The organism is Brachybacterium sp. SYSU DS0246 (assembly GCF_059391765.1).
On record NZ_JBZXYT010000012.1, the window covers coordinates 82,526 to 104,720 of the forward strand.

Consider the following 22,195-nt stretch of genomic DNA (forward strand, 5'->3'; position numbering starts at 1 on the left):
ACTCAGTCGATGAGGTGCTCAGCGAGGCCGTCGACCTCGGCGAGGGCGGCGGCGACCCGGGCGTCGTCCTCGCCGTCGTGCTGGGCCATGGGGAAGCGGGCCTGGCCGACATCCACGCCGCGGGAGCGCATGGCCGATTTCAGCGCCGGGAACGTCTCGCCGCCACCGGCCAGGGCGTCGAGCATCCCCACGGCGATCGCCTGCAGGCGCCGCGCCTCGGTGAGGTCTCCGGCGCCGACGGCGCGGTACAGCTCCGTGTACAGCTTGGGGGCGAGGTTGAAGGTGGCGCCGATGGCACCGTCGGCGCCCTGTGACAGAGCCGCGACCAGCAGCTCGTCGGAACCGATGAGGATCGAGAAGTCGTCGCGGACCCGTGCGCGGATCCGAGCGAGGACCGCGAGGTCGCTCGAGGTGTACTTGAGCCCGTCCAGGACCCCTTCGGCGGCGAGGTCGCAGATCAGGTCGGCACCGAGGGTGCGGCCGGTGGAGGCCGGGATCGTGTAGCCGAGGAGGGGCAGGTTGCTGGATGCGCGCACGTCCCGGAAGTACGCGGCGAGCGAGTCGTCGCTATAGCCGTAGTAGATCGGGATGGAGGCGCTGATGGCCGTGGCGCCGCTGTCGGCGGCTCGCCGCGCGAGCTCCCGCACGGCGCGCTGGTCGGAGTGGGCGACCTGGAAGACGACCTCGCGTCCGTCCGCCACGTCTGCGACGGTCTCGAGGATCTGCAGCCGCTCCTCGACGCTGAGCAGGTAGTACTCGCCCGAGGTCCCGGTGACGAAGTGCCCGTCGACGCCGGCCTCGTTGAGCCGGCCGACGAGCGACCGGGTCCGTTCGACGCTGACAGCTCCATCGTCGTCGTACGCGGTGAGCAGGGCAGGCAGGACACCGTTGATCGTCATCGCACGGAGCCTACCGGGGTGCTGCGCCGTGGTCCTGTCAGAGCGCTCCGAGCCAGATCGGGTTCGTCAGCGCTGCCATCGCCCCGAAGCCCGCCGTCGGCCCCATCGTGGTTCCACCGGCGGAGCCGTCCTCGAGCGGATGGCGCACCTCGGCACGCACGAAGGCGCTGACCTCGGCGGCCGTGGTCCAGGTGATCGTGCCGCGCCCGTCCCCGGCCAGCACCGTCTGCAGCAGCTGTCCCTGATCCGTCAGCAGGCGCACCGTCCCGTCGGGCACCCCGGAGACCTCCAGCGTCACGGTGATCGTCTCGTCGCGGTCGACGTCGAGCCGGTCGCCGATGCCTGCCTCGGCCCCGCCGGCCGAGGCGACGAGGGACAGGTCGATGTCCGCCGACTCGGCCAGCCAGGAGCGGCCGGCTCGGATGCCGGCCAGCAGCGCGTCCCGGGAGAGACCGTCGGCCAGCACCACGTTGTGGGGCGAACCGACCGAGTCGCCGGGGCTGTGAGCGTCGCTGTTGCCCATCGCCGGCAACCACGACCCCGTTCCGCCACGCTTGCCGCCCTTGCCGCGCGCGGACTCGGCGAGGAGGTTCGCCCAGGTCGACACGGCGGTCTCGTCGTCCCAGCCCCAGGGGCCGGTCCATACCTCGGTGGCGTCGAGATCCTCGAGGCCGAACTTCCACTCGCACCCGATCCACGGGCAGTACAGGTGCGCCGAGACGGCGAGGGCGTCGGTCTTCTGGACCTGCTTGCGGTAGCGGTCGAACTCGTCGTCCCGGTTGCGGTAGCGCCATTCGACGAGCTCCCCGGCGGGCATCCCCAGGGCGAGCCAGTGCCCGTGGCGCGTGGTGACCTCCTCACCGGTGAGGATGAGCAGGTCATCACCGGCCAGCGGGCCCCACACCCCGTGAGAGCTGGTGGTGTTGTGATCAGTGGAGACGATGAAGTCCAGTCCCGCCTCGCGGGCCGCGGCCGCGACCTGCTCGGGTGTGTACTTCCCATCGGAGTGGACGGTGTGCAGGTGGGCGTCGCCGCGGTACCAGTCGCGCCCGCGGCCCGGGGCCTGCAGCGGCGGGTACTGCGGCTCGATGGCCTCCTCGGCGTCGCCGTAGGTGAGGGTGACGACCACCTCGTAGTCCATGCCCTGGGGCGCCACCTGGTACGGCGCGAGCAGCACGTTCCAGGTGCCCTCCTCGATGTCCCCGGCGATGTAGCCGGGCGTCGCCTCGGCGCGGCTGAGGAAGAACTCGGTGCGGAACCCGCCGGACCAGCCGCGGAACCCGCGTCCGCCCAGTTTCGTCCCGTTCTGATCGAAGATGCCGATGTCCAGCGCATTGCCCGGCGTCCCGTCGGGCACCTCGGGGCTCGAGTAGGAGTAGGCCACGTGCAGGCGGGAGACCCCGCGCGGGACCTCGACGGGGATCTCGGCGAAATCCGGGGCGCCGATCTCGAAACGGCCGGTCAGGGTACGGGTCTCGGGGTCGCCCGAGGCGCCCGGGTCCGCGGCCGCACGCCCGGTGAAGGACAGCGGGGCGAGGACGGCGACGGCGCCGGCCGCTGTGAGCAGCGTGCGACGCGACGGTGCGGACGGAGCGGAGGGGGCATGCGAGGAGGAGTTCATGCTCGCTGAACGTAGTCGCGGCAGGTGTCCTGGATCTGCATCGTGGGCGGCGGCGCGGTGAACGGTATCCTGGGGGCACGAGGCAGGGCCGCACGGGAGGTGTGGACCATGGATTTCACCGCAAGCATCGTAGTCGGCTACGACGACACGACGGCGTCGGCGGGCGCCGTGCGCTGGGCCGCCGAGCTCGCCCGGGACACGCGCAGACCGCTGCGACTGGTCCACGCCTGGACGCTGCCGATGCTGGGCCACGGCATGACAGGGGTCCCCGTGATGGACCCCGCCGGCCCCCGCAACCAGGCGCTGCGCGTACTGGACGACGCCGTGGACGCGGTCAGTGACGTGACCCGCGAGATCGCCGTGAGCACCGAGCTGCTGCCCGGCAATCCCCGCGACGTGCTCGGCGAGGTCTCGGTGACCGCCGATCTGCTCGTCGTCGGCACCCGGGGTCTCGGCGCCGTGATGGGCACCCTGCTGGGCTCCGTCAGCCGCGGCATCCTCCACGACGCCGGCTGTCCGGTCGCGATCATCCGCTCCGACCAGCACCGGGCCGGTCCCGTGCTCGCCGCGGTCGACGGGTCCGAGGCGGGCCAGGAGGCCGTGGACGCGGCCTCCGACCTGGCCGCCGCCTGGGGCACGGCGCTGCGCATCGTCCATGTGCGCGCCGGGGGAGCGGCGGCCGATGCCGACGGGCTGCTCGAGGCGGCGGTGCAGCGGGCGCGCGGCCGGCACGACGGGATCACCGTGGACGCCGGACTGCTCGAGGGCCGCTCGGTGCCCGACGCGCTGCTGACCGCGGCCGCCGGGGCGCGCATCCTGGTGATGGGCCACCGCGGGGTGAGCCGAGGGCCGTTCGGCTCCACTGCCCACGCGACGCTTCTGCACGCCACCGGGAACGTCATGGTAGCCCGGCAGTGCGACGGATCCGGCACGTGACCTGACTCGCGTCGAGGGCGGTCGGGTTTGAACGGCAGATGGCGCGATGGTTAAGCTGTCTGGCGGTAGCGTGTCCGAGCGGCCGAAGGTGCATCACTCGAAATGATGTGTACGGAAACGTACCGCGGGTTCGAATCCCGCCGCTACCGCCCTTTTCCTGAGTCGCGTCATCGTTTACGAACGGTGGCGCGGCTCAGTGCATTCGTGGGTGCACATGCCCGCGGGCAGCGGCACCGAGCACGCGCGCTGCCGTAGATTGACCGTCCATGGAACCGGCCCCGCACCCGTCCTCGCCGCCCTCGGAGCAGTCGTCTCGACGGCGCGGTCTCTCCGTGCTGCTGACGTTGCTCGCCTGGGCGGTGCTGCTGCTCATCCTGTACGCGCTGGGTCTCGCGATCGCTCCGGACGAGAATCCCGACGGGCGCTGTGAGGGCATCGGTTTCGGGTGTGCCCTCACCCCGCGGGACACGGTGGTCTTCGTGGGGCTGCTGCTGGGCGCGCCGACCCTGGGCGGACTGCTGCTGCTCGGCGGAGGACTGAGCGTCCTGCTGCTGCGGCGCACCCCCTGGCCGGGCGTGCTCATCGGGTCCCTCGGGGCGCTCGTCGGCGCGGGCGTGGTCTTCGCGATCACGGTCGCGCTGCTCGCCGGGAGCTAGCGGATCCGGAGGAGCTGGCACGGCGGCGGCCGGTTCCTCCGGCCGCGTGATCAATCGCTCCGGTGGTCGGATCAGCCGGAACCCCTCCCGGTGACCGATGCTGGAGTCATGACTTCCTCCTCACCCGAGACCACGTCCCGGCGTGGCCCCGCGACCACGGACCCCAGCGACCCCAGTGGAGGTCCCGCCCGCGCCCATCACCCCGTGGTGACGGCTCTCGCGCTCTCGGCCGGCACGGCCGCTCTGGTCGGCGCCGAATTCATCCCGGCGGGCGTCCTCCCCGGCATGGCCGCGGACCTCTCCGTGACCGAGGGCCGCGCCGGGCTCACCGTGGCGGCGACGGCCCTGGCCGGAGCGCTGACCGCGCCGACCATCGCCTCGATCCTGCCGCGCACCGACCGGCGCACCGTGCTGCTGTCCCTGCTGGGCCTGGCGATCCTCTCCAACCTCGTGGTGGCCCTCGCCCCGTCGCTCGCGGTGGTGCTCATCGCCCGCGTCCTGCTGGGGGCGGCGATCGCGGGGTTCTGGTCCTTCGCCCTGTCCGTGGGCGTCCAGGTGACCGGTCGCGCCGCCCTGGTCTCGACCACGGTGGCCCTCGGCACGAGCACCGCGACCATCATCGGCATCCCGGTCGCCTCGGTGCTCGGTGACATCATCGGCTGGCGTGCGGTGTTCCTCGTGATGAGCGCCCTCACGCTGGTGGCGGCCGCCGTGCTGTGGCGGCTGCTGCCGGCCGTGCCCGCACAGCCCGGTGCGGGCCTGGCCATGATGCGGGAGGCGCTCGGCAACCGCCGCCTGGTGGTGGGCGTCGCGGTGATCGCGGTCGCCGCCTTCGCCAACTTCACCGCCTACCCCTACATCCGGGTCGCGATCGAGGCGGTCGATGCCTCGGCGGTCGCCGCGCTGCTGCTGATCTGGGGTCTCGGCGGAGTGCTCGGCAACCTCGCCGGCGGATACCTCTCGCGCTGGATGCGCTGGGCCGCCACGGCGGGCCCGGCGATCCTCGCCGTCGCGCTGTTCGGGATGGCCACGACGGAGCAGACGGGTGTGCTGGTCGTCGTCGTGATCGCCTGGGGCCTGGGCTTCAACATGGTGCCGGTGACCACGCAGCTGTGGGTCTCCGCGGTCGAGCCCCGTCGCGTCGAGTCAGCGATCTCGCTGCAGGTCACCGCGTTCCAGGTGGCGATCATGGCCGGGTCCGCCGTGGGCGGGGTGCTGGTGGATCACCAGGGCCCGGCAGCGGCCATGGCGCTCGGAGCCGTCGTCTCCGCCGTCGCCGCGATCGGGTTCGCCTCGATCAAGGTGCGCCCGCGGGAGGTCTGACGCCAGCGGCCCGGAGTGGTCCCGGTGTGGGCGCGGAAGGCGCGGACGAAGGCCTCCGCCGATCCGTATCCGGCGTCGTGGGCGATGGCAGAGATCGGTGCGTCGGAGCCGGCGAGCTCGCCCATCGCCCAGCCCATGCGCAGCCGGCGCAGGTACTGCATGGGGGAGTGGCCGGTGGCGCGGCGGAACCGGTCCACCAGCGCCGTCGTGCCGACGTGGGCGGAGGCCGCCAGGTCCGTGAGCGTCCACGAGCGGCACGGCGCGGCCGCCATCCGGGCGACGACGCGAGCGACGACAGGATCCGCCTCCCGCTCCCGCTCCGGACCCCGACTCTGACCGGCATCGATCCTCGCCTCGCTGAGCATGGCCGCGCCGATCAGCTCGCCGTAGGCGCGGGCGACGTCGGGGCGTTCGACGGTAGTGGATCCGTCCAGCGGGCACTGGGCCAGCAGCCCGAGCACGCCGGCCTGTCGCCGGTCGAAGCCCGGCACGATCAGCGGGTCCCGCGGCGGCTCGGGGCCGAGGTGACGGAGGTCGGCCAGCTGGAGGGTGGAGGGCTCCAGGGTCGTGGCCGGGTGCAGCTGGGCGTGGTGGAGGTAGGCGGCGTCCCCGGCCTCGAGGCGCCGGGCCTCGCGCCCGGCGCCGAGGGAGACGGCGCCGGAGCGTACGTGCAGCCAGAGGGAGGAGCGGCGCGGGGCGACGGGGGAACGGGCGGGCAGCTCCACCGTCGTGGAGAGGGCGATGCGCCAGGTGCTCGGGACTGCGCTCATGCCAGGGCCAACCGTCCGCCGGTCCCGGGCATTCCCGCGAGCCACCGTCGCGTCGACTCAGAGGTCCTCGTCGAGGTTCTTCTCCAGCAGGTCGGCGAGAGCGGTGAGCGAGTCCTCGGCCCCGTCGCCGTCGGCGCGCAGCGTCACCTCGTCGCCATGGTCGGCGCCGATGGTCAGGAGCATCAGGATGCTCGAGGCGGGCACCGCCTTCCCACCGGGCTTCTTGATCGTCACGGCTGCGGGCTGTTCGCTGGCCGCCTGGGAGAAGATCGCCGCCGGGCGGGCATGGAGCCCGCTCGTGCTCGCGATCCTCACGGTACGTTCTGGCATCTCAAACGCCTTTCTCGACGTGTCGGCCCCCAGCGTAGCCTCGCCCGGGCCGTGCGAACGAGCGCCGGCTCGACGACCGGCGTCCCGGAGAGTTCATCGAGCGTTCACCGGCTGGTCCGATTACCCGAGAGAAACCGGACATGTGCCCAGAAGAGCTTTCCGAAATGCACCGGTTCGGGGTAGCGTGCATCCGGATCCGTCAGGGGTGGCGTGATGCAGGGAGGGGGAGCGCTCAGCGGGGTCAGCGGAATCCGCCGACGACGCCGGGGCTGTCGTAGCCGGACATGCCGGGAGGCGTGGCCTGGACGCTGGTCGGTCCGGACGCGTCGCGGCCGGTCCCGGTCAGCTCGAACCAGGCGATCATGTCCGGGCCGGGAGCGCTGCCTCCGACCGCCTGCCAGACGGTGACGACGTGCTCGATGACCTCGGCAAGCGGGAGGTTCCAGGGGGTGAAGCGGCCGTCGGTGACGAACCCCGCCCGGATCTCCCCGCGCGCGAGCATGCGGGCCAGCAGCGTCGGCCCCCGCCGCTCGAACTCCCGGTCGTCGAGGGCTCCGGCGGCCGTCATCACCTCTACCACGTGACCGGGATGCAGCCAGGTCCGCCGGCCGAGATCCTGCAGCCGCTGCTCCGGGGCGCCGGGCCGGGACGCCGCGAACGCGGCCAGCGCCTCCGGCGTCGCATGGACCGGCGGCCCGGGCGGATCCGCGGTGATCACCCCCTTCTCGTCAGCCCGCAGCCGGGCCCCGCGAGGGCCGCGCACCTCCCAGCGGGGCACGGTCGTCAGTCGCTGCGGGCCCGTCGACGTGGTGAGGGCGAGGGTGAGGTGCCCGTCGGGCAGCAGCTCCGCGCCGGTCACGGCGGCCGCGAGCAGGCGCGGATCGCGGAGGCCGACGGGCGTGTCGTCGAGCTGCTGGATGCGCGAGTGCAGCACCCAGCCACGGGCCGTGACAGTCCAGGTGCCGCGGGCGGCCACGCGGGTGTGGATGATGGTCTGACCAACGAGTTCATCCAGCAGTGGGTGGCGCTGTGGCTGCTGTCTGCGGGACATTCCCGGCAGGCCGGACATAAATGGAAGCATGCGTTCATCGTCCCCCATGGCCGGCCGACATCGTGGCTAGTATTGAAGAATGCCCAGCTCATGTGGCCGTGCGCCCGACCCTCGCCCCGCGCGGACCAGAGCGGCGATCTTCGCCGCCGCCCGCGATCTCAGTGCGTCCGACGGTGAAGTCACCGTCAACGCCCTCGTGCAGCGGGCGGGTGTCAGCCGGGCCGCGTTCTACAGCCACTTCTCCGGTCTCGACGACCTGATCGGCGCGATGCTCGCCGAGATGTTCGACGAGCAGCAGAAGCTCGAGTCCGATCTGGTGGGGCAGGGCCGCTCCACGCACGAGATGGTCCAGACGACGATCACGTCCCTGGTGCTCTACCTGGTGCGCCACCACGCCTTCCTGCGCGGGGCGCTGGACTGGAAGTTCGCCCACCGCACGTACCTGTATGTGGTGCGGCGCCTGTCCGAGCTGCATGAGGTCGCGCTGCGCAGCCTGCGCGACGAGGTGCCCTCTTACCTCCCCGTGCCCCGCACCGCCCGGTTCTTCGCCGGCGGCACGGCCGATGTGCTGATCCAGTGGCTGGTGGACACCGACGAGGAGGCCGCCGCGGGGGCGGAGCTCGACGCCTCCGAGCTCAGGGAGGCGCTGCTGCGGATCCTGCCCAGCTGGTACACCGGCCTGCAGCCCGAGGACCCGATCCCGCCGGCCGACGTCTCGACCAGCTCGGCAGGCCCCGCCCCGTCGGCCGACGAGAGCTGATCAGCAGTCGCGGACGAGCCGCAGCAGCACCCGCGCCCCGAAGCGCACCGCCTCAATCGGCACGCGCTCGTCGATGCCGTGGAACAGGGGCGCGAAGTCCAGGCCCTTGGGCAGCTGCAGCGGGGCGAAGCCGTAGCCGGTGATGCCGAGCATGCGGAACAGCGCCTTGTTGTCCGTGCCGCCGCTGAGGCAGTAGGGCAGCACCCGGGCGCCGGGATCCTCTGCCTGCACGGACTCGGTCATCGTCGCGACCAGCGGCGCATCGCGCGGGGAGTCCACGGAGTTGCCGATATGGTCGATGACCACCTCGACGTGCTCGCCGGTGAGCTCATCGAGCAGCGCCAGCAGCTCGTCCTGGTGCCCGGGCAGGAAGCGGGCGTCGAACGTCGCCTCGGCCGTCTGCGGGATCACGTTCCCCTTGTACCCGGCCTCCAGCATCGTGAGGTTCACCGAGTCGCCGAGGGTGCCGGCGACGAACTGGCGGGCCCCGCCCATCAGCGGCAGGGTCTCGCGGATGGTCTCCTCGTCCCAGCCGATACCGGTGATCTCGGTGACCCCGTCGAACAGGGCCCGCACGGCAGCGATGAACTCGAACGGGAAGACGTGCTCGTCCAGGGCGGTGATCGCCCGGGCCAGGCGCACGATCGCGCTCTCGTGGTTGGGGACGGAGCCGTGACCCGCGCGGCCGGTGGCGCGCAGGCGACCCCAGATCAGCCCCTTCTCGGCGGTCTGGACGAGGTAGGCGCGCACGTCCTCGCCGGTGTCCTTCTCGGGCAGGGTGATCGAGTACCCGCCGACCTCGCTGATCGCCTCGCTCATCCCCGCGAACAGCTCCGGGCGGTGCCGGCTCATCCATTCCGAGCCCCACACGCCGCCGTTCTCCTCGTCGGCGAAGAACACGAACAGCAGGTCGCGGGGCGGGCGCTGCCCGGTGCGGGCGAGGTGCCGGGCCAGCGCGAGGATCATGGCGACCATGTCCTTCATGTCCACCGCGCCGCGGCCGTAGATCATGCCGTCGTGGATCTCGGCGCCGAAGGGGTCCACGGACCAGTCCTCGGCGCGGGCGGGGACCACATCGAGGTGGCCGTGGAGGATCAGGCCGCCGCGCTCGCGGTCCTCCCCGTCCACGCGCACGAACACGCTGGGCCGGCCCGGGGCGGATTCATGGACCTCCGGGTCCAGCCCCACCTCGCGCAGCTTCGCCACGACGTACTCCGCCGCCTCCGTCTCCCCGCGGCCCCAGGTCGCCGGATCGTTGCCCCCGAAGTTGGTGGTGTCGATCCTGATCAGGTCACGGGTGAAGGCCACCGCCTCGTCCTGCAGCAGGGCGAGTTCGTCGGCGGTCGGAACGGCGATGGGCATGCGGGTCCTCCTCGGGGTCGGTCCGGGCCACGGTACTCTCCGCGGCCCGGACGCCCGGTGGGGAGGGGCCGGTCAGGCCTGGGAGCCCTCCAGGTGGGCGCGCAGGAACCACTGGAACTTCTCCAGGCCGCGGGTCTGCTCGATGAGGATGTCCTCGGACATCGGGTCGAGCTCGCCGGCGAGGGTGATCGCCTTGCGGTTCGAGGCGATGATGCCGGTGTAGACCTCGTCGAGGGCCTTGAGGTGCTCCTGGGTGTCGGCCTTGCCGAGGGTGTAGTCCGACCAGCTGCGCTCGCTGACGATGCGGCCCGGCGTGCCGACGGGGGAGGCGCCCAGCTGCGCGATGCGCTCGGCGAGGTCGTCGGTGTAGCCGCGCACCTCGGTCACCTGGGGGTCGAGCATCTCGTGGACGGCGATGAAACGCGGGCCGACGACGTTCCAGTGCGCGTGCTTGAGCGTGAGGTGGAGGTCGTTCATCGCGTGGAGACGGTCCTGCAGGGCCTCCACGAGGCGGACGGAGTCCTCGGTGCCGAGTCCGGGAACGGTGTACGAGAGGTCAGCCATGTCGTCTCCTCAGATGTCGCGTCGTGCTGGTGATGGCAGGCTAGCGACCATCGCCGTCTCCGGCCAGCGACGATCACCGCCGGCGTCCGTACGATGGGGGCAGATCCCCGAGGCAGGAGGTGCGCGCGTGAGACCGATAGCCACGATCCGGGAGCGGACGGCACGGCTCGCCCGGGTCCCCAGCGCCGTGCGCCGGCGCTCCGGTTCCGCTACGACCAGGGCGAAGATCGTCGCCGACGCGCGAGCACTGGTCCCGGACATCCCGCGCGACGCCGACGCCGGCCACCTGGTCCGCGCCGCCCGCCGACTGGTCCGACGGGCCGCCCAGGACGAGTTCGCCCGGGACGGCGTGCGGCAGGTGCGTCTACCGGAAGGTTGGGGACGCACGGAGCTGCGCAGAGCCGATGTCCCCGGCGATGCCAGCTTCCACGCGTTCGTGGAGGAGACGCTCGCGGCGATCGACATCGCCCCCGGCTCGCTGGAGCGGGACGACGCTCTCGAGCTGCGCGATGCGCCCACCTCGTCGGACGGGTACGGGCTCTCCCCGGAGGTCGCCTCCGACCTCGCCTCCTACCTGCTGGGCCTGGCCCGGGAGCTGACGGCGGCCGACGAGCAGGAGCTGGAGCCGGAGGACGAGTTCTTCGTCGGCCACGCGACCCGGATCCGCGAGGACGTGCGCGGCGCACTGATCCGCCAGGTGCGGGTGCCGCTGGAGCTGAAGGTGGCCCTGGACCGGCACGAGCGGATCGAGGGCGGCGAGCCGGATCCGGTGCTCGATACGGAGGATTTCACCTCGCAGGCCGGCGGCCCCGGGGACGCCGACGCCACCGAGGAGGAGCGCCGCAGCTTCGCCCAGCGCGCCCAGGCGGCCTACGACTTCGCGCAGTCCGAGGCCGGCCGGGCCGCGTTCAGCATGCTGCGCAGCGGCGCCGAGCGGGCCTACGAGATGTACGGTCAGCGGCCCGCCGGGGGCAAGACCTCCGGCAGCGACAAGTCCAGCGACAAGACCACCGGGAAGAAGCGCCCGCCGACGGGCTGAGGAGCCCTACAGCTCCGCCTTCTGCGCCACCTGGCGCTTGATGCGCACCAGCATCCCGGCCATGCCGTTCAGCCGCAGCGGGCTGACCACCTCGGCGAGGCCCAGCTGGCCGGTCACCGCCTCCGGGGTGTCCAGCACCTCACCGACGGTGCGACCGTCGAGGGCCTCGGCGAGGATCGAGGCGAACCCGCGCGTGGTGGGCGCCTCCGCCGGGGCCGAGAAAAACAGTCGCGTCGTGGCGTCCCGGCCGGTGCCGTCGACCTCGGTGGCCAGGAAGATCGGCGACTGGCACTCCGGGACCGGCTCGAGCAGCTCAGGATGGTCCGCATAGCGCTCGGGCAGCTCCGGCAGGGACTGGGAGAACTCCAGCAGCAGCTGCAGGCGGTCCTTCCCGCCGAGGGCGTGGAAGTCCTCGGCGATCTCGGCGAACGCCTCCGGCAGCGCAGGTCCGTCCGTCGCGGCGGTCATCGGGAGGGCACCTCGCCGGGTTCGGTGCCGACGGCGATCGGCAGACGCACGGCGTTGCCCCATTCGGTCCAGGAGCCGTCGTAGTTGCGCACGTTCTCGAAGCCCAGCAGGTACGTCAGCACGAACCAGGTGTGGGCGGAGCGCTCGCCGATCCGGCAGTAGGCGATCACCGGGGCGGAGGTGTCGAAACCGAGCTCCTCGCGGTAGATCTGCTCGAGCTCGGCGCGGGGCTTGAAGCGGCCGTCCTCCTGGGCGGCGCGGGCCCACGGCACCGACCGGGCCGAGGGGATGTGCCCGCCGCGGACGGTGCCCTCCTGCGGGTAGTCGGGCATGTGGGTGCGCTCGCCGGAGTACTCCTGCGGGGAGCGCACGTCGATCAGCTGACCGCCCAGGAAGCCCAGGACATCCTCGCGGTAGGCGCGGATGGGGGCGTCCTCGCGCTCGACGACGGGGTAGCCGGAGGTCGGGGTGATGTCCGGGGCGTCGGTGGTCAGCTCGCGGTTCTCGGCCTGCCACGCGTTGCGGCCGCCGTCGAGCAGGCGCACGTCGGGGTGGCCGAACAGCTCGAAGACCCACAGGGCGTAGGCGGCCCACCAGTTGGACTTGTCGCCGTAGATCACCACGGTGGTCTCGCGGGTGATGCCGGAAGCGTCCATCAGCTTCGCGAAGCCCTCGCCGTCGACGTAGTCGCGGGTGACGGGGTCGTTGAGGTCGAGGTGCCAGTCGATCTTCACCGCGCCGGGGATGTGGCCGGTCTCGTACAGCAGCACGTCCTCGTCGGACTCGACGACCGCCAGATCTCCTGTGCCCACGGAGCCCAGATTGTCGGCGAGCCACTGCGTGGTCACCAGCTTCTCGGGGTGGGCGAACTCCTGCAGGCCAGGAGTGGGATCAGAAGCAACGCTCATGAGATCACCTTTCGAGGGTGGAAAGTACCCCTCCAGTCTGTCACTGCCCGCGGTGGGATGGGGAGGTCGTCAGCGTGGCGTCGGCGCGGTTGCTTCCCCCACACCGCCCGGGCTCATACGGTGGCCCCATGGAGAACCTGGAGCAGGAACGCATCGTCCCGAAGCTCGACCTGATCATTCTCGACTGCCCCGACGCGATGGAGCTGGCCACCTTCTACTCGAAGCTGCTGACCTGGCGGCTGGAGGAAGGGTCCGATCGCGACTGGGCGACCCTCGCCCCGCCGCGCGGCGGCATCACTCCGGAGAACCCCGACGGGGAGGCCACCCTCGCCTTCCAGCGGATCGACGACTACCAGCGGCCCACCTGGCCCGGCGGTGCCCACCCCCAGCAGTTCCACCTCGACCTCTCCGTGCTCGACATCGACGAGGCCGAGCCGCAGGTGCTCGCCGCCGGCGGCACCGTGCACGAGCACCAGCCCTCCGAGAGCGGCAGCTTCCGCGTGTACCTCGACCCGGCCGGGCACCCGTTCTGCTTCATCCGCAGCGCCTGACGGGCCGGCCATGAACGGATCCGCACGATGAGTTCTCGTGCGGTTCACCCCCTCGCCGCTGGTCCGTGACCGGGCACTCCTAGCGTGGGAGCGCTACCACCACGCTGCACCGAGGAGTCGCCCGTGTCCCCGTCCGCCCGCCACCGCCTCGTGGTCCTCTCGATCGACGCCATGAGCGTGGTCGACGTCCCCTTCGCCCGCACCCTGCCGAACTTCGCCCGGATCCTCGCCGGGGGCTGGGGGAGCGCGGAGGCGATCTACCCGACGGTGACCTACCCCAACCACACCGCCCAGACCACCGCGCGCACGGCCGCCGGGCACGGGATCTACGCCAACGAGAAGGTCCAGCCCGGGGTGCGCCGGCCGGACTGGTTCTGGGACGCCCGCGACATCGCCTGCCCCACGATCTTCGACCTCGCGAAGAGCGCGGGCCTGACCAGCGCGAGCGTGGGCTGGCCGGTCACCGGCTGGTCCCCGTCGATCGACATCGCTGTGCCGGAGATCTGGGACGTCGCCGGCCTCGAGCAGACGAAGGCGCTCGTGCGGGAGGCCGCCAGCGAGCGGGGCCGGGAGTACGTGGATGCCCACGCCGGCGATATCCGCTGGGACTCCAAGCACCGCTTCGGCCGCTTCGTCACCTCCGTGACGGCCGACATCATCCGCACCGAGGGGCCCGACGTGCTGTTCGCCCATATCGTCGACGTCGACGGCGCCCGCCACAGCACCGGGCGCTACACGCCTGAGGTGCGCGAGGCGTTCGAGCGGGTCGACGGGTGGATCGGCGAGATCCTCGATGCGCTGGAGGAGGCCGGCGTGGCCGAGGAGACCAACGTCGCGATCGTCTCCGACCACGGGCACGTCGAGGTGGGGCGCTGCTTCCGCGCCAACCGGGTGCTGGTCGAGGAGGGCCTGATCCGCCTCGATGCCGGCGGCGAGGTCGCCTCGTGGGACGCCTGGGTGCACGGCTGCGGGCTGACCGGCCAGCTGCACCTGAACCCCGAGGCCGACGCCGACACCCGCGAGCACGTGCTCGCCCTGGTCGAGGACTGGGTCCAGGACCCCGAGATGCCCATCGCCCACTTCCACCCGCTGGCCGAGATGGTCGAGGACTACGGCTACTCCGGGCCCTTCGCCGGGATCCTCGAGGGCACCAGCGGTACCAACTTCCAGAACGTGTGGGAGGGGCGTGCGCTGTACAACCGCTTCGACGAGGACTACGCGTTCCTCATCAGCCAGCACGGCCACCTGCCCGAGCAGGACATCCAGGCCGTGTTCGCCATGGCCGGGCCGGACATCGCGGAGGGGACCAAGTTCGCGCGCTGCACGGTGACCGACGAGGCGGCGACGTTCGCGCACCTGCTGGGGCTGGAGTTCCCGGAGGCCGACGGGGTGGTCGTGTCGGGGATTTTGGCCGAGAACGTGGGCGTCGTGGCCTGATATGTGTGCCATGATGCGGACATGCTGACCCGCCAGGAGGATCTCGAGCTCCGCAATGCGGCCATGACTTGGCTCGAAGTGCGGACCCAGGACGGGTTGAACCCGATCGGGTATGAAGATCTCTTGCAGGACTTCTACTTCCGTGGCGAGCGGCGCGCGCTCAAAGACAGGCAGGCTGGGATCTGCAAGCCGGCCGTGCTCGAGACTGCTTTGTCGATAACCACGACATATCGCGCCGAAGGCAAAGAACGTCCTTATGATGACGCCCCGGGCCCTGACGGACTCCTTCGTTACAAGTGGCACAAGACCGATCCAAACCATGCGCATAACCGGGGGCTGCGTGAGGCGATGGCGCGCGGCTTGCCCCTGATTTGGTTCTGGGGCATTGCGCCTGGACTGTACAAGCCGATCTTCCCGGTGTACTTGGTCGCTGAGGAGCCGGAACTGCACCAGTTTGTCGTGGCGACCGACGGGCTCCACAATTTCGAGTCGAGCGGTCTTGGGGGCGAGGAAGCCTTCCGTGAATACGCAGAGTCGAAGACTAGGCGACGAATCCATCAGCCGGTTTTCCGCGGGCTTGTCATGCAGGCGTATGAGACCCGCTGTGCTATGTGTAATCTGCGGCACAGCGCCCTGTTGGACGCAGCCCATATCGTCCCGGACCGAGATGAGCGGGGCATCGCAGCGGTGAGGAACGGCCTGGCTCTCTGCAAGATTCACCATGCTGCGTATGACGCGGGCATCCTGGCCGTCACCCCGGACCTGAAGATCGAGGTCCGCGAGGATATTTTGGACGAGGTTGATGGCCCGATCTTGGAGTACGGCCTCAAACGGCTCCACGGGGAGGAGCTTCGGAAGGTGCCGAAACGGCGGGCCGATCGTCCGGACCGGGATCTACTCGCCCTGCACTACGCAGAGTTCATGAACGCCCCTGCATCAGCCGCGCCGCGCATCGATATCGGCTTCCCTGGACTCAGCGCGAGCGACCGAACCGGTCCTCGATGACTCGCAGCACCGGAACGTCGGCCGGGGACCACGCGAGGCCACGCAGGTCCTCGATGGCGAACCACGCCATGTCGTCATGGTCGGTACTGGCCGCGGGTTCAGGACCCTCCAGGGAAGCCCAATAGCACGCGAGATCGATCATCGCGTCACCCACCTGCGTGGTTGCCCGAGCCGCGAGCTCGCCGATTCTCACAGTGATGGCCAGCTCCTCGTAGAGCTCTCGGTGGAGGGCATCGGCTGGACTTTCTCCGGGAGCGATCTTTCCGCCCGGGAACTCCCATAGCCCTCCGGCACTGCGTTCAGGATTCCGGCGTGCGGCGAAGATCTGTTCGTCGCGGTGCAGGATCGCCCCCACCACCTCGATCGCTGTATCCACTCTCGAGAGGCTCCTTAGCCGTGAGTCGTCATATGGCGACCATCGATGACATCAGTACGCATGCGCGGTGAACGCTTCTCGAACGACCTCCGCGCTCGCCCCCTCCGCGAGCAGCACCTGCAGCAGCAACCGCGCCTTCTGCGGCGACAGCGCCCCGGCCATGACCACTCCGCGCGAGATCAGGTCCTTCTCGCTGCCGGGGTAGTCGTAGTGCCGATCCGAGGTGCCGCCACTGGGTATACGGGTCGCGACCACGACGGGCGTGCCGGCATCGACCAGTGCCGCCAGTCGCGGCACCGCGTCGGCCGCGACATGCCCCATCCCGACGCCGGCGACGACGAGCCCGTCGAGCGTTCCCGCAGGCAGTCCGTCCAGCAGCGTGAGGTCCTCGCCGACGCCGCCCATCAGGATCGGCACGTTCGGCAGCGTGCCCGGCAGCTGCCCATCCCGCACAGCCGGTCGCTCCAGCGGTCGGTACAGCAGGCGCACGTCGTGCTCACTCACGAGCGCCACCGGGCCCGAGGGCTCCGAGGTGAAGGCGTCGATCGAGCGTGAGGACGTCTTGGTGACCTGCTCGGCGAGGTGCACGGAGGCATCGAAGACGGCCAGCACGCCGAGGCCTCGTGCGGACGGGGCAACCGCGGTGCGCACGGCGTCGCGGATGTTCGCCGGCCCGTCGGCCCCCGGGGCGTTGCTGGGTCGCATGGCGCCGGTCAGCACGAGCGGCGCGTCCCGGTCCCAGTAGAGGTTCAGCAGGAACGCGGACTCCTCGAGGGTGTCGGTGCCGTGGCTGACCACCACGCCGGTCGCGCCCTGGTCGACGGCCTCGCGGGCGTATCGGAGCACGTCGCGCAGGTGCTCGGGGCGCACCGACGGGGAGCCGACGTTCGTGATCTCGTGATGGGTGACGGCTACGCCGTCGATGACCGACGGCGCCAGCGACGCTCCCGCGGTCCCGTCCGGGGCGGCGCCCAGCCCGGCCGCATCCTGCGACATGAAGATGGTGCCGCCGAGCGACAGCAGGCTCACCGAGTTCACGACAGGTCCGGCTCTTCACCCAGGTAGAACGCGGCGGTGCGCACGGCGGCCTTGCGGGCGGGCTTGCGGTCCGCACCGGAGGCGACGTGCGCGGCGGCCCAGGCGTCGGCCGTGGCCCGAGTGAAGTCCGCGCCCTCGTCGGAGGCGGCGAAGCCGCCTAGCTCCGAGAGCAGATCGGTCGAGGGGTTCTCGAGGTGCAGGGCGAGGGCGTACAGCGCGCCGTCCCAGCCGCAGCCCGTGGCGGCGGGCCCGAAGGTGCCCCAGTGCGCGTCGACGGGCACCGTGTGCCGCAGCTCGAAGCGGGAGCCGCCGCTCTCGGCCTCGGAGATCAGCAGCTCCATCTCGCTCGTGGAGCCGCCGAACTCCCAGGTCAGCTTGAGCCGGTGGGGCTCCTCGGCGCCGAGGACGGTGCCCTGGGTCTCCATGTCCGGCAGCTCGAAGCGGCCGCCGTCCTGCAGGTCCCCCTCGGCCCGGCCGAACCAGAGGGCGAGGCGGTCGGCGCTGGTGAGGGCGGCCCACACCTCGGCGGGCGGCGCGGGGAGGTCCTGCGCGAGGGAGATGACGTGCCCGTGCGGGGCGGGGATCACCGTGCGGGTGACCTCGGTCAGCTGGCTCTCGGGGGTGGGGGTGGCCATGGGGGCTCCTTCGTCGGGGGGACGTCGAGGTCCACTCTGTCAGGTGGTGCGTCGCAGGCGCACGATGACCTCGGCGTGCTCGGTGTGGGGGAACATGTCCACCCAGCGCCCGGCGACGATCCGCAGCGAACTCATCGCGGAGAGGTCGGTGGCGAGGGTGGCGGGATTGCAGCTGGAGTAGACGACGTCGCGCACCCCGGATCCCTCCAGCCAGGCGGCGAGGTCGGGGCCGATGCCGCGGCGGGGCGGATTGACGACGACCACGTCGGGCGGGCCGGCGGGACCCTCGGCCTCGCGCCGGGCCCAGGCGGTGGCGTCGTCGGCGAGGAAGGTGACCGGCAGCGCGGCGCCCTCCGCCGCGGCCCGAGCCCCGTCGATGGCCTGCGCGGAGACCTCGACGCCGGTGACGCGGGCATGGGGCACGGCCCGGGCGGCGTGCAGCGCGAAGCCGCCGAGCCCGCAGTACAGGTCCCAGATCCGCGGGGCCACATCGTGCTCGGCGGCGATCTCGGTGATCCAGGCGGCGCCCTGGCGGTACAGCTGCCCGGCGACCTCCGTGTTGGTCTGCAGGAAGGACTGCGGGGCCGCATGCAGCGTGACGTCCCCGGTGCGCACGGCGATCGAGGCTGCCCCGGCGAGATGGATCTCCTGTTCGCCCTCGACGCGCGTGGTGTGCTCGGGATGGATGTTCGCACTGACCGCGACGATCGACGGGTGCGCCCCAAGCAGGCGCGGCAGATGCTCACGGATCCTCCCCAGCGCCTGTTCGGAGCGCAGCACCAGGCGCAGCAGGTGCTCGCCGTTCGGGGAGGCGGTGATCAGGACGTTCTTGATCTCGCCGCGGCGTCGGGCCACGTCGTACGGCGGCACCTGCGCCCGACGGATCAGTGCCTTGACCCCCTCCAGCACCTCCTCGACCCCGTCGGGATACAGCGGGCAGTCGCAGAGGTCGGCGCCCGGGGCGCCCCCGGCCGCGCGGGGCAGGGAGAGGATCGGGTCCTGGGCCGTGCCGCCCACGGCCATCTTCCCGCGCGCCCGGAACCCGGCCTCGGGGCCGACGATCGGCTCGTCCCACTCGGCGCCCGATGCGAGATACGGGGCCAGCAGGGCCTCGACGCGGGCGCGGCCCTCGGCGATCTGCCGAGGGCGGGGGAGGTCCAGCAGAGTGCACGAACGGCACTCGCCGGAGTCGAAATGATGGCACCGCACCGCAGAAGTCTACGAGGCGGGGCCTCTGGACTGTCGGGCCCCGCGACTAGCCTCACGGGCAGGTCAGGAGACGCGGCCGGACTTCCTCGGCAGAGGCCGCGCGGCAACCGGAACCGAACCCGGTGCCCGTCGAGGAAGACCCGGCCGGAGTGCGCCCGCACCTCCGGCAAGCAGGCCCGCCAGGGCCGGACTCGGAAGGCACCGGCATGGACACTCACCGCTCCCACCGCCCGCACCCGCAGGATCAGCCCGCGGACATCGCCGCGACCTGGCGCGACCAGCAGATCGAGCTGGTCCTGCCCGGCGTCGGCGCGATCACCGCCTGCGCGGATCCGCGCCTGTTCCACGACCCCGACCCTGAACCCCGGGCCGAGCCCGACGAGGGCTTCCGCCGCCGTGAGCCGACCACCCCGCCGGATCCCGGGCAGGTCCGCGCCACGCTGCGAGCCCGGCCACCGCTCGAGCTCGAGCACACCTGGCTCGTGGTCCCGGCGCTCGGCCCGGTGCTGCCCACGCAGCAGAGCGAGGGGATGATCGTGGCAGATCTCAGCGGATGCACGTCGCCTGGCGAGCTCCGCCCGGGCGTGCCCGGTCGCGAGCCCGGGGTCAGAAAGCCGGCGCGCAGCTCTCGGGAGCACTGGTGGTACCGCGTCCCGTCAGTCGCCGCGGCGCTGCGCGTCCGCGGAACCATGGCCGGGCACGGCGCTCTCGTGGGATCGGGCCGGGAATGGTTCGAACCGGCCGTCGCCGCCCGCGAGGACCTGCTGGCCGCCCACCCCGATCAGGCGCTCGAGGTCGCGCTGAACGTGGCGCGCGAGCACGGCCAGGCCGCCGTGATCCGCCTCGGGCCGGCGGGCCTGGACGTCATACCCACCGGGGCCGATCCGCGGGTGCCGCAGCTGGAGGCGATCGACGTGCTGGTCACGGCGAGGCCGCCCCGGTGCCCGCTGCGGGGCACCGATGACGCCGAACCGTGCCGGCCCCACGGCGGCCCGTGGATCGAGGCCGCGCAGCGCGCCCAGGTGAGCTGGGAGGCGCGGCGGTCCCAAGCGCTGGCCGTGCAGGAGTGCGGGGTCTGCTTCGGCGAGGCGCTGCCACCGGAGCCGGATCAGCCCCAGCTGCCGCGCCTGGCGCTGCGCACGCCGGTCCCGTTCATCGACCGGCTCCACCTGCGCAGCGGCGAGGAGGTGCGGATCGATCCGCTGCGATAGAGCGCCGGACGGGCTCCGCCGGTCGGCTCAGCCGACGGGCGGGCCCACGATCAGCAGCACGACGAACACGACCGCCACCACGGCGATCGCGATCACGGCGGCCGGCAGCGGCCGGCGCAGGGCGAGCGAGATGAGCTTCGTCGGCGCGGACCGGCCGGGCTCCTGGCGCAGGCGCCACGTGGTCCCCAGCAGCCCGCGGCGCTCCGCCCACAGCTCGAAGGGCACGGTGGCGAAGGGGATGATGGCCGAGACGACACCGAGCACGACCTGCCCCACCCGCCAGCGCTGATCGACCGCGACCAGCACCAGGGTCAGCAGGAAGGCGAGGAAGACGAAGCCGTGCAGGCCGCCGCCGATGCTCACCAGCAGCTCCGTGCTGCGCACGACGTACTTCAGGAACATCCCCGCCAGCAGCAGGGCCCACGTCACCGCTTCGGCGACGGCGACGATGCGGAACAGCCGCGACGGGCTGAGGACGGACGGGGATGCGGTGGTCGTGGCGGTCATGGCCGACATGGTGCCAGGCGGTGCTGAGCCTCCGCCGAAGGCGGGCACGGCCGTCGACTTTCGGCGGATCCATCACCGCGGCGCCGCCCGCGAGGCTGGGGCCATGACGACCACCACCATCCCCGGAGAACTGTTCCTCCTGCTCACCGATGACGCCGGCCGCCAGGAGGCGACCTCCTCGCGGAAGGAGGCCGTGGCCGCCGCGGCGGTCGCCGAGCTGATGCTGCGCGAGAGGGTCCAGCTCAGCGAGGAGAAGCAGCCGCGTGTGCAGGTCACGGACACCAGCTCCACGGGGATCCCGGTCATCGACCAGGCCCTCGGCGCCCTCACCGAGCTGGCACCCGGACGGCTGCGATCGGTCATCTCGCACCGGTGGATGGACCTCACCGAGGTCACCGGCGAAGGGCTCGTCGCCGCCGGCGCGCTGCGACGCAAGGACGGCTGGTTCACCACCACCTGGCCCGCGCACGACGACACCCTCGAGACCGGACTGCGCGCCCGGCTCGGCGCCGCCGTGGCCGACCCCTCGAAGGCCAGCCTGCAGGACGCGATCCTGCTCGAGCTGCTGCGCGCCCTGGGCATCGCCCACCGGATCCTGAAGGACGACATCGCGGGCATGTCCCGTCGCGACCTCGATCGCGCGATCCAGGGCCTGGCGGTCGATCACCCGGCGGCGCGAGCGGTGAAGCGGGCCATGGACGACATGACCGCCGTGATGATCGCGACCACCGCGGCGACCACGACGGTGATCACCTGAGAAGCCTCGGGCGGGCCGCGACGCGGGCTCGCGTCACGACCGGCTGCCGGGGTACTGCCTCTCGCTGAGCAGCTGGGCGAGGTGGGCCGCGTTGGCGGCCAGCGTGCTGTTGGTGGAGGCGACCGCATCGGGGACCTTCTCGAGGTCCTTGTAGTCGCCCGGGGTCATGGCCTCGCCGTTCCAGTACGTCCCGCCCTGCGCGGGGATGGTGAAGCCGATGTCGTTCAGGGCCTGGAACGTATCGGCGATGATCTTGTGGGCCCCGTCCTCGTTGCCCACCACTGCGGTCACGGCCACCTTCCCGAACATTCGCGGCCGCTGCTGCTCGTCGAGGTCTGACAGCTCCGCGTCGAGCCGTTCGAGCACCCGCTGGGCGACGCTGGACATGTGGCCCAGCCACGTCGGGGTCGAGAGCACCAGGATGTCGGCGGCCTTGATGCGCTCGAGGATCTGCGGCCACTGATCACCCTCACCCATGTCGGCCTGGACGCCGGGACGGACGTCGTAGTCGACTACGCGCACGGCGTCCCCCGTGACGCCATGGGTGCCGAGCTCGTCGAGCACATGCTTGGCCATCACGTCGCTGCTGGAATCGCTCGGGGACGGCTTCAGCGTGCAGACCAGCGCGATCGCTTCCAGTGTCCTGTTCATGCGTGCACCCTCCTCATCTCGTGCGCCTCGCGAGAGGCGGGCGGTCGTCGGTCCCCGGTGTTCTCCACCGGACACCGGGACTCTACGCACCCGCTCAGGAGCGCGTCCGCTGCGCCGATCGGTCGGTCGGG

The 22,195-nt window shown here is 71.7% G+C and carries 25 protein-coding genes, 1 tRNA gene and 1 riboswitch; of the genes, 11 read left to right on the forward strand and 15 right to left on the reverse strand.

The window, feature by feature from the left end; genetic code table 11:
- Positions 1–2 precede the first annotated feature (2 nt).
- Complete coding sequence (locus tag AC5020_RS07885; RefSeq protein WP_464987860.1) at positions 3–899, reverse strand: dihydrodipicolinate synthase family protein; 897 nt, start codon at positions 897–899, stop codon at positions 3–5.
- A 37-nt stretch (positions 900–936) separates the two neighbouring features.
- Positions 937–2,520, reverse strand: a complete 1,584-nt coding sequence (locus AC5020_RS07890) for a CehA/McbA family metallohydrolase (RefSeq protein WP_464987861.1) — start codon at positions 2,518–2,520, stop codon at positions 937–939.
- Between the two features lie 108 nt (positions 2,521–2,628).
- On the opposite strand from AC5020_RS07890, the gene AC5020_RS07895 reads away from it, so the two are divergent.
- The 4 genes from AC5020_RS07895 to AC5020_RS07910 all read left to right on the forward strand — a co-directional run bounded on the left by AC5020_RS07895 (position 2,629) and on the right by AC5020_RS07910 (position 5,435).
- Positions 2,629–3,456: a universal stress protein gene (locus tag AC5020_RS07895; RefSeq protein WP_464987862.1), complete on the forward strand. Its 828-nt coding sequence runs from the start codon at positions 2,629–2,631 to the stop codon at positions 3,454–3,456.
- Between the two features lie 64 nt (positions 3,457–3,520).
- Positions 3,521–3,605 (forward strand) — tRNA-Ser (locus AC5020_RS07900).
- A 117-nt stretch (positions 3,606–3,722) separates the two neighbouring features.
- Positions 3,723–4,112: a hypothetical protein gene (locus AC5020_RS07905; protein ID WP_464987863.1), complete on the forward strand. Its 390-nt coding sequence runs from the start codon at positions 3,723–3,725 to the stop codon at positions 4,110–4,112.
- A gap of 108 nt (positions 4,113–4,220) precedes the next feature.
- The gene (locus AC5020_RS07910; RefSeq protein ID WP_464987864.1) at positions 4,221–5,435 is read left to right on the forward strand and encodes an MFS transporter; all 1,215 of its coding nucleotides are present in this window, start codon (positions 4,221–4,223) and stop codon (positions 5,433–5,435) included.
- Here AC5020_RS07910 and AC5020_RS07915 read toward each other — a convergent pair.
- The 3 genes from AC5020_RS07915 to AC5020_RS07925 all read right to left on the reverse strand — a co-directional run bounded on the left by AC5020_RS07915 (position 5,336) and on the right by AC5020_RS07925 (position 7,616).
- Positions 5,336–6,205, reverse strand: coding sequence for a helix-turn-helix transcriptional regulator (locus tag AC5020_RS07915; RefSeq protein WP_464987865.1), 870 nt, complete (start codon positions 6,203–6,205; stop codon positions 5,336–5,338). The two genes, AC5020_RS07910 and AC5020_RS07915, sit on opposite strands and share 100 nt — an antisense overlap.
- Before the next feature lie 57 nt (positions 6,206–6,262).
- Complete coding sequence (locus tag AC5020_RS07920) at positions 6,263–6,535, reverse strand: HPr family phosphocarrier protein (protein WP_377018815.1); 273 nt, start codon at positions 6,533–6,535, stop codon at positions 6,263–6,265.
- A gap of 241 nt (positions 6,536–6,776) precedes the next feature.
- Positions 6,777–7,616, reverse strand: a complete 840-nt coding sequence (locus AC5020_RS07925) for a hypothetical protein (RefSeq protein WP_464987866.1) — start codon at positions 7,614–7,616, stop codon at positions 6,777–6,779.
- Between the two features lie 49 nt (positions 7,617–7,665).
- Between AC5020_RS07925 and AC5020_RS07930 the strand changes: the two genes are divergently transcribed.
- Positions 7,666–8,346 (forward strand): TetR/AcrR family transcriptional regulator, encoded by a 681-nt coding sequence (locus AC5020_RS07930; protein WP_464987867.1) that lies wholly within the window; start codon positions 7,666–7,668, stop codon positions 8,344–8,346.
- On the opposite strand, the gene AC5020_RS07935 is transcribed toward AC5020_RS07930, so the two are convergent.
- Positions 8,347–9,708: a M20/M25/M40 family metallo-hydrolase gene (locus AC5020_RS07935; RefSeq protein ID WP_464987868.1), complete on the reverse strand. Its 1,362-nt coding sequence runs from the start codon at positions 9,706–9,708 to the stop codon at positions 8,347–8,349.
- 72 nt (positions 9,709–9,780) lie between these two features.
- Positions 9,781–10,272, reverse strand: coding sequence for a DNA starvation/stationary phase protection protein Dps (gene dps / locus AC5020_RS07940; protein ID WP_377018819.1), 492 nt, complete (start codon positions 10,270–10,272; stop codon positions 9,781–9,783).
- Between the two features lie 127 nt (positions 10,273–10,399).
- Here dps and AC5020_RS07945 point away from each other — a divergent pair, with 127 nt between their 5' ends.
- The gene (locus tag AC5020_RS07945) at positions 10,400–11,311 is read left to right on the forward strand and encodes a hypothetical protein (protein ID WP_464987869.1); all 912 of its coding nucleotides are present in this window, start codon (positions 10,400–10,402) and stop codon (positions 11,309–11,311) included.
- A gap of 6 nt (positions 11,312–11,317) precedes the next feature.
- Here AC5020_RS07945 and AC5020_RS07950 read toward each other — a convergent pair whose 3' ends face one another.
- Together AC5020_RS07950 and AC5020_RS07955 are read right to left on the reverse strand one after the other, a co-directional pair.
- Positions 11,318–11,779 carry a SufE family protein gene (locus tag AC5020_RS07950; protein WP_464987870.1) on the reverse strand — a complete coding sequence of 154 codons (462 nt, stop codon included), beginning with the start codon at positions 11,777–11,779 and terminating at the stop codon, positions 11,318–11,320.
- Positions 11,776–12,687 carry a sulfurtransferase gene (locus AC5020_RS07955; protein WP_464987871.1) on the reverse strand — a complete coding sequence of 304 codons (912 nt, stop codon included), beginning with the start codon at positions 12,685–12,687 and terminating at the stop codon, positions 11,776–11,778. Before AC5020_RS07955 ends, AC5020_RS07950 begins: the two co-directional genes overlap by 4 nt.
- 128 nt (positions 12,688–12,815) lie before the next feature.
- Here AC5020_RS07955 and AC5020_RS07960 point away from each other — a divergent pair, with 128 nt between their 5' ends.
- From AC5020_RS07960 to AC5020_RS07970, 3 genes are all read left to right on the forward strand, one after another.
- Complete coding sequence (locus tag AC5020_RS07960) at positions 12,816–13,238, forward strand: VOC family protein (protein ID WP_464987872.1); 423 nt, start codon at positions 12,816–12,818, stop codon at positions 13,236–13,238.
- A gap of 123 nt (positions 13,239–13,361) precedes the next feature.
- Positions 13,362–14,675: an alkaline phosphatase family protein gene (locus AC5020_RS07965; protein WP_464987873.1), complete on the forward strand. Its 1,314-nt coding sequence runs from the start codon at positions 13,362–13,364 to the stop codon at positions 14,673–14,675.
- A gap of 21 nt (positions 14,676–14,696) precedes the next feature.
- Positions 14,697–15,680: an HNH endonuclease gene (locus tag AC5020_RS07970; RefSeq protein WP_464987874.1), complete on the forward strand. Its 984-nt coding sequence runs from the start codon at positions 14,697–14,699 to the stop codon at positions 15,678–15,680.
- Here AC5020_RS07970 and AC5020_RS07975 read toward each other — a convergent pair.
- From AC5020_RS07975 to rlmC, 4 genes are read right to left on the reverse strand one after another with little or no spacing between them, the layout of a single operon-like run.
- Positions 15,649–16,056, reverse strand: a complete 408-nt coding sequence (locus tag AC5020_RS07975) for a (deoxy)nucleoside triphosphate pyrophosphohydrolase (RefSeq protein ID WP_464987875.1) — start codon at positions 16,054–16,056, stop codon at positions 15,649–15,651. The genes AC5020_RS07970 and AC5020_RS07975 overlap by 32 nt on opposite strands.
- 51 nt (positions 16,057–16,107) lie before the next feature.
- Positions 16,108–17,094, reverse strand: a complete 987-nt coding sequence (locus tag AC5020_RS07980; protein WP_464987876.1) for an asparaginase — start codon at positions 17,092–17,094, stop codon at positions 16,108–16,110.
- Entirely contained in the window at positions 17,091–17,729 is a 639-nt protein-coding gene (locus AC5020_RS07985; protein ID WP_464987877.1) for an SRPBCC domain-containing protein, read from the reverse strand. Before AC5020_RS07985 ends, AC5020_RS07980 begins: the two co-directional genes overlap by 4 nt.
- 39 nt (positions 17,730–17,768) lie before the next feature.
- The gene (rlmC, locus tag AC5020_RS07990) at positions 17,769–18,938 is read right to left on the reverse strand and encodes a 23S rRNA (uracil(747)-C(5))-methyltransferase RlmC (RefSeq protein WP_464987878.1); all 1,170 of its coding nucleotides are present in this window, start codon (positions 18,936–18,938) and stop codon (positions 17,769–17,771) included.
- Between the two features lie 61 nt (positions 18,939–18,999).
- Positions 19,000–19,115, forward strand: a riboswitch (SAM riboswitch).
- A gap of 29 nt (positions 19,116–19,144) precedes the next feature.
- Here rlmC and AC5020_RS07995 point away from each other — a divergent pair.
- A complete protein-coding gene (locus AC5020_RS07995) occupies positions 19,145–20,149 on the forward strand; it encodes a hypothetical protein (RefSeq protein ID WP_464987879.1) in 1,005 nt (334 codons plus the stop codon).
- A 27-nt stretch (positions 20,150–20,176) separates the two neighbouring features.
- On the opposite strand, the gene AC5020_RS08000 is transcribed toward AC5020_RS07995, so the two are convergent.
- The gene (locus AC5020_RS08000; RefSeq protein ID WP_464987880.1) at positions 20,177–20,656 is read right to left on the reverse strand and encodes a DUF3817 domain-containing protein; all 480 of its coding nucleotides are present in this window, start codon (positions 20,654–20,656) and stop codon (positions 20,177–20,179) included.
- A 103-nt stretch (positions 20,657–20,759) separates the two neighbouring features.
- Here AC5020_RS08000 and AC5020_RS08005 point away from each other — a divergent pair, with 103 nt between their 5' ends.
- Positions 20,760–21,413, forward strand: a complete 654-nt coding sequence (locus AC5020_RS08005) for a GOLPH3/VPS74 family protein (protein ID WP_377804051.1) — start codon at positions 20,760–20,762, stop codon at positions 21,411–21,413.
- Positions 21,414–21,446: 33 nt separating this feature from the next.
- Here AC5020_RS08005 and AC5020_RS08010 read toward each other — a convergent pair whose 3' ends face one another.
- Positions 21,447–22,064, reverse strand: a complete 618-nt coding sequence (locus AC5020_RS08010) for a flavodoxin family protein (protein ID WP_377792323.1) — start codon at positions 22,062–22,064, stop codon at positions 21,447–21,449.
- Positions 22,065–22,195 lie beyond the last annotated feature (131 nt).

What these genes read in the sequence shown, in the direction of transcription:
- AC5020_RS07885 (WP_464987860.1), bottom strand. Translation starts at nt 899, where the DNA reads ATGACGATCAACGGTGTCCTGCCTGCCCTGCTCACCGCGTACGACGAC.
- AC5020_RS07890 (WP_464987861.1), bottom strand. Translation starts at nt 2,520, where the DNA reads ATGAACTCCTCCTCGCATGCCCCCTCCGCTCCGTCCGCACCGTCGCGT.
- AC5020_RS07895 (WP_464987862.1), top strand. Translation starts at nt 2,629, where the DNA reads ATGGATTTCACCGCAAGCATCGTAGTCGGCTACGACGACACGACGGCG.
- AC5020_RS07905 (WP_464987863.1), top strand. Translation starts at nt 3,723, where the DNA reads ATGGAACCGGCCCCGCACCCGTCCTCGCCGCCCTCGGAGCAGTCGTCT.
- AC5020_RS07910 (WP_464987864.1), top strand. Translation starts at nt 4,221, where the DNA reads ATGACTTCCTCCTCACCCGAGACCACGTCCCGGCGTGGCCCCGCGACC.
- AC5020_RS07915 (WP_464987865.1), bottom strand. Translation starts at nt 6,205, where the DNA reads ATGAGCGCAGTCCCGAGCACCTGGCGCATCGCCCTCTCCACGACGGTG.
- AC5020_RS07920 (WP_377018815.1), bottom strand. Translation starts at nt 6,535, where the DNA reads ATGCCAGAACGTACCGTGAGGATCGCGAGCACGAGCGGGCTCCATGCC.
- AC5020_RS07925 (WP_464987866.1), bottom strand. Translation starts at nt 7,616, where the DNA reads ATGCTTCCATTTATGTCCGGCCTGCCGGGAATGTCCCGCAGACAGCAG.
- AC5020_RS07930 (WP_464987867.1), top strand. Translation starts at nt 7,666, where the DNA reads ATGCCCAGCTCATGTGGCCGTGCGCCCGACCCTCGCCCCGCGCGGACC.
- AC5020_RS07935 (WP_464987868.1), bottom strand. Translation starts at nt 9,708, where the DNA reads ATGCCCATCGCCGTTCCGACCGCCGACGAACTCGCCCTGCTGCAGGAC.
- dps (WP_377018819.1), bottom strand. Translation starts at nt 10,272, where the DNA reads ATGGCTGACCTCTCGTACACCGTTCCCGGACTCGGCACCGAGGACTCC.
- AC5020_RS07950 (WP_464987870.1), bottom strand. Translation starts at nt 11,779, where the DNA reads ATGACCGCCGCGACGGACGGACCTGCGCTGCCGGAGGCGTTCGCCGAG.
- AC5020_RS07955 (WP_464987871.1), bottom strand. Translation starts at nt 12,687, where the DNA reads ATGAGCGTTGCTTCTGATCCCACTCCTGGCCTGCAGGAGTTCGCCCAC.
- AC5020_RS07960 (WP_464987872.1), top strand. Translation starts at nt 12,816, where the DNA reads ATGGAGAACCTGGAGCAGGAACGCATCGTCCCGAAGCTCGACCTGATC.
- AC5020_RS07970 (WP_464987874.1), top strand. Translation starts at nt 14,697, where the DNA reads ATGCTGACCCGCCAGGAGGATCTCGAGCTCCGCAATGCGGCCATGACT.
- AC5020_RS07985 (WP_464987877.1), bottom strand. Translation starts at nt 17,729, where the DNA reads ATGGCCACCCCCACCCCCGAGAGCCAGCTGACCGAGGTCACCCGCACG.
- AC5020_RS07995 (WP_464987879.1), top strand. Translation starts at nt 19,145, where the DNA reads ATGGACACTCACCGCTCCCACCGCCCGCACCCGCAGGATCAGCCCGCG.
- AC5020_RS08000 (WP_464987880.1), bottom strand. Translation starts at nt 20,656, where the DNA reads ATGACCGCCACGACCACCGCATCCCCGTCCGTCCTCAGCCCGTCGCGG.
- AC5020_RS08005 (WP_377804051.1), top strand. Translation starts at nt 20,760, where the DNA reads ATGACGACCACCACCATCCCCGGAGAACTGTTCCTCCTGCTCACCGAT.
- AC5020_RS08010 (WP_377792323.1), bottom strand. Translation starts at nt 22,064, where the DNA reads ATGAACAGGACACTGGAAGCGATCGCGCTGGTCTGCACGCTGAAGCCG.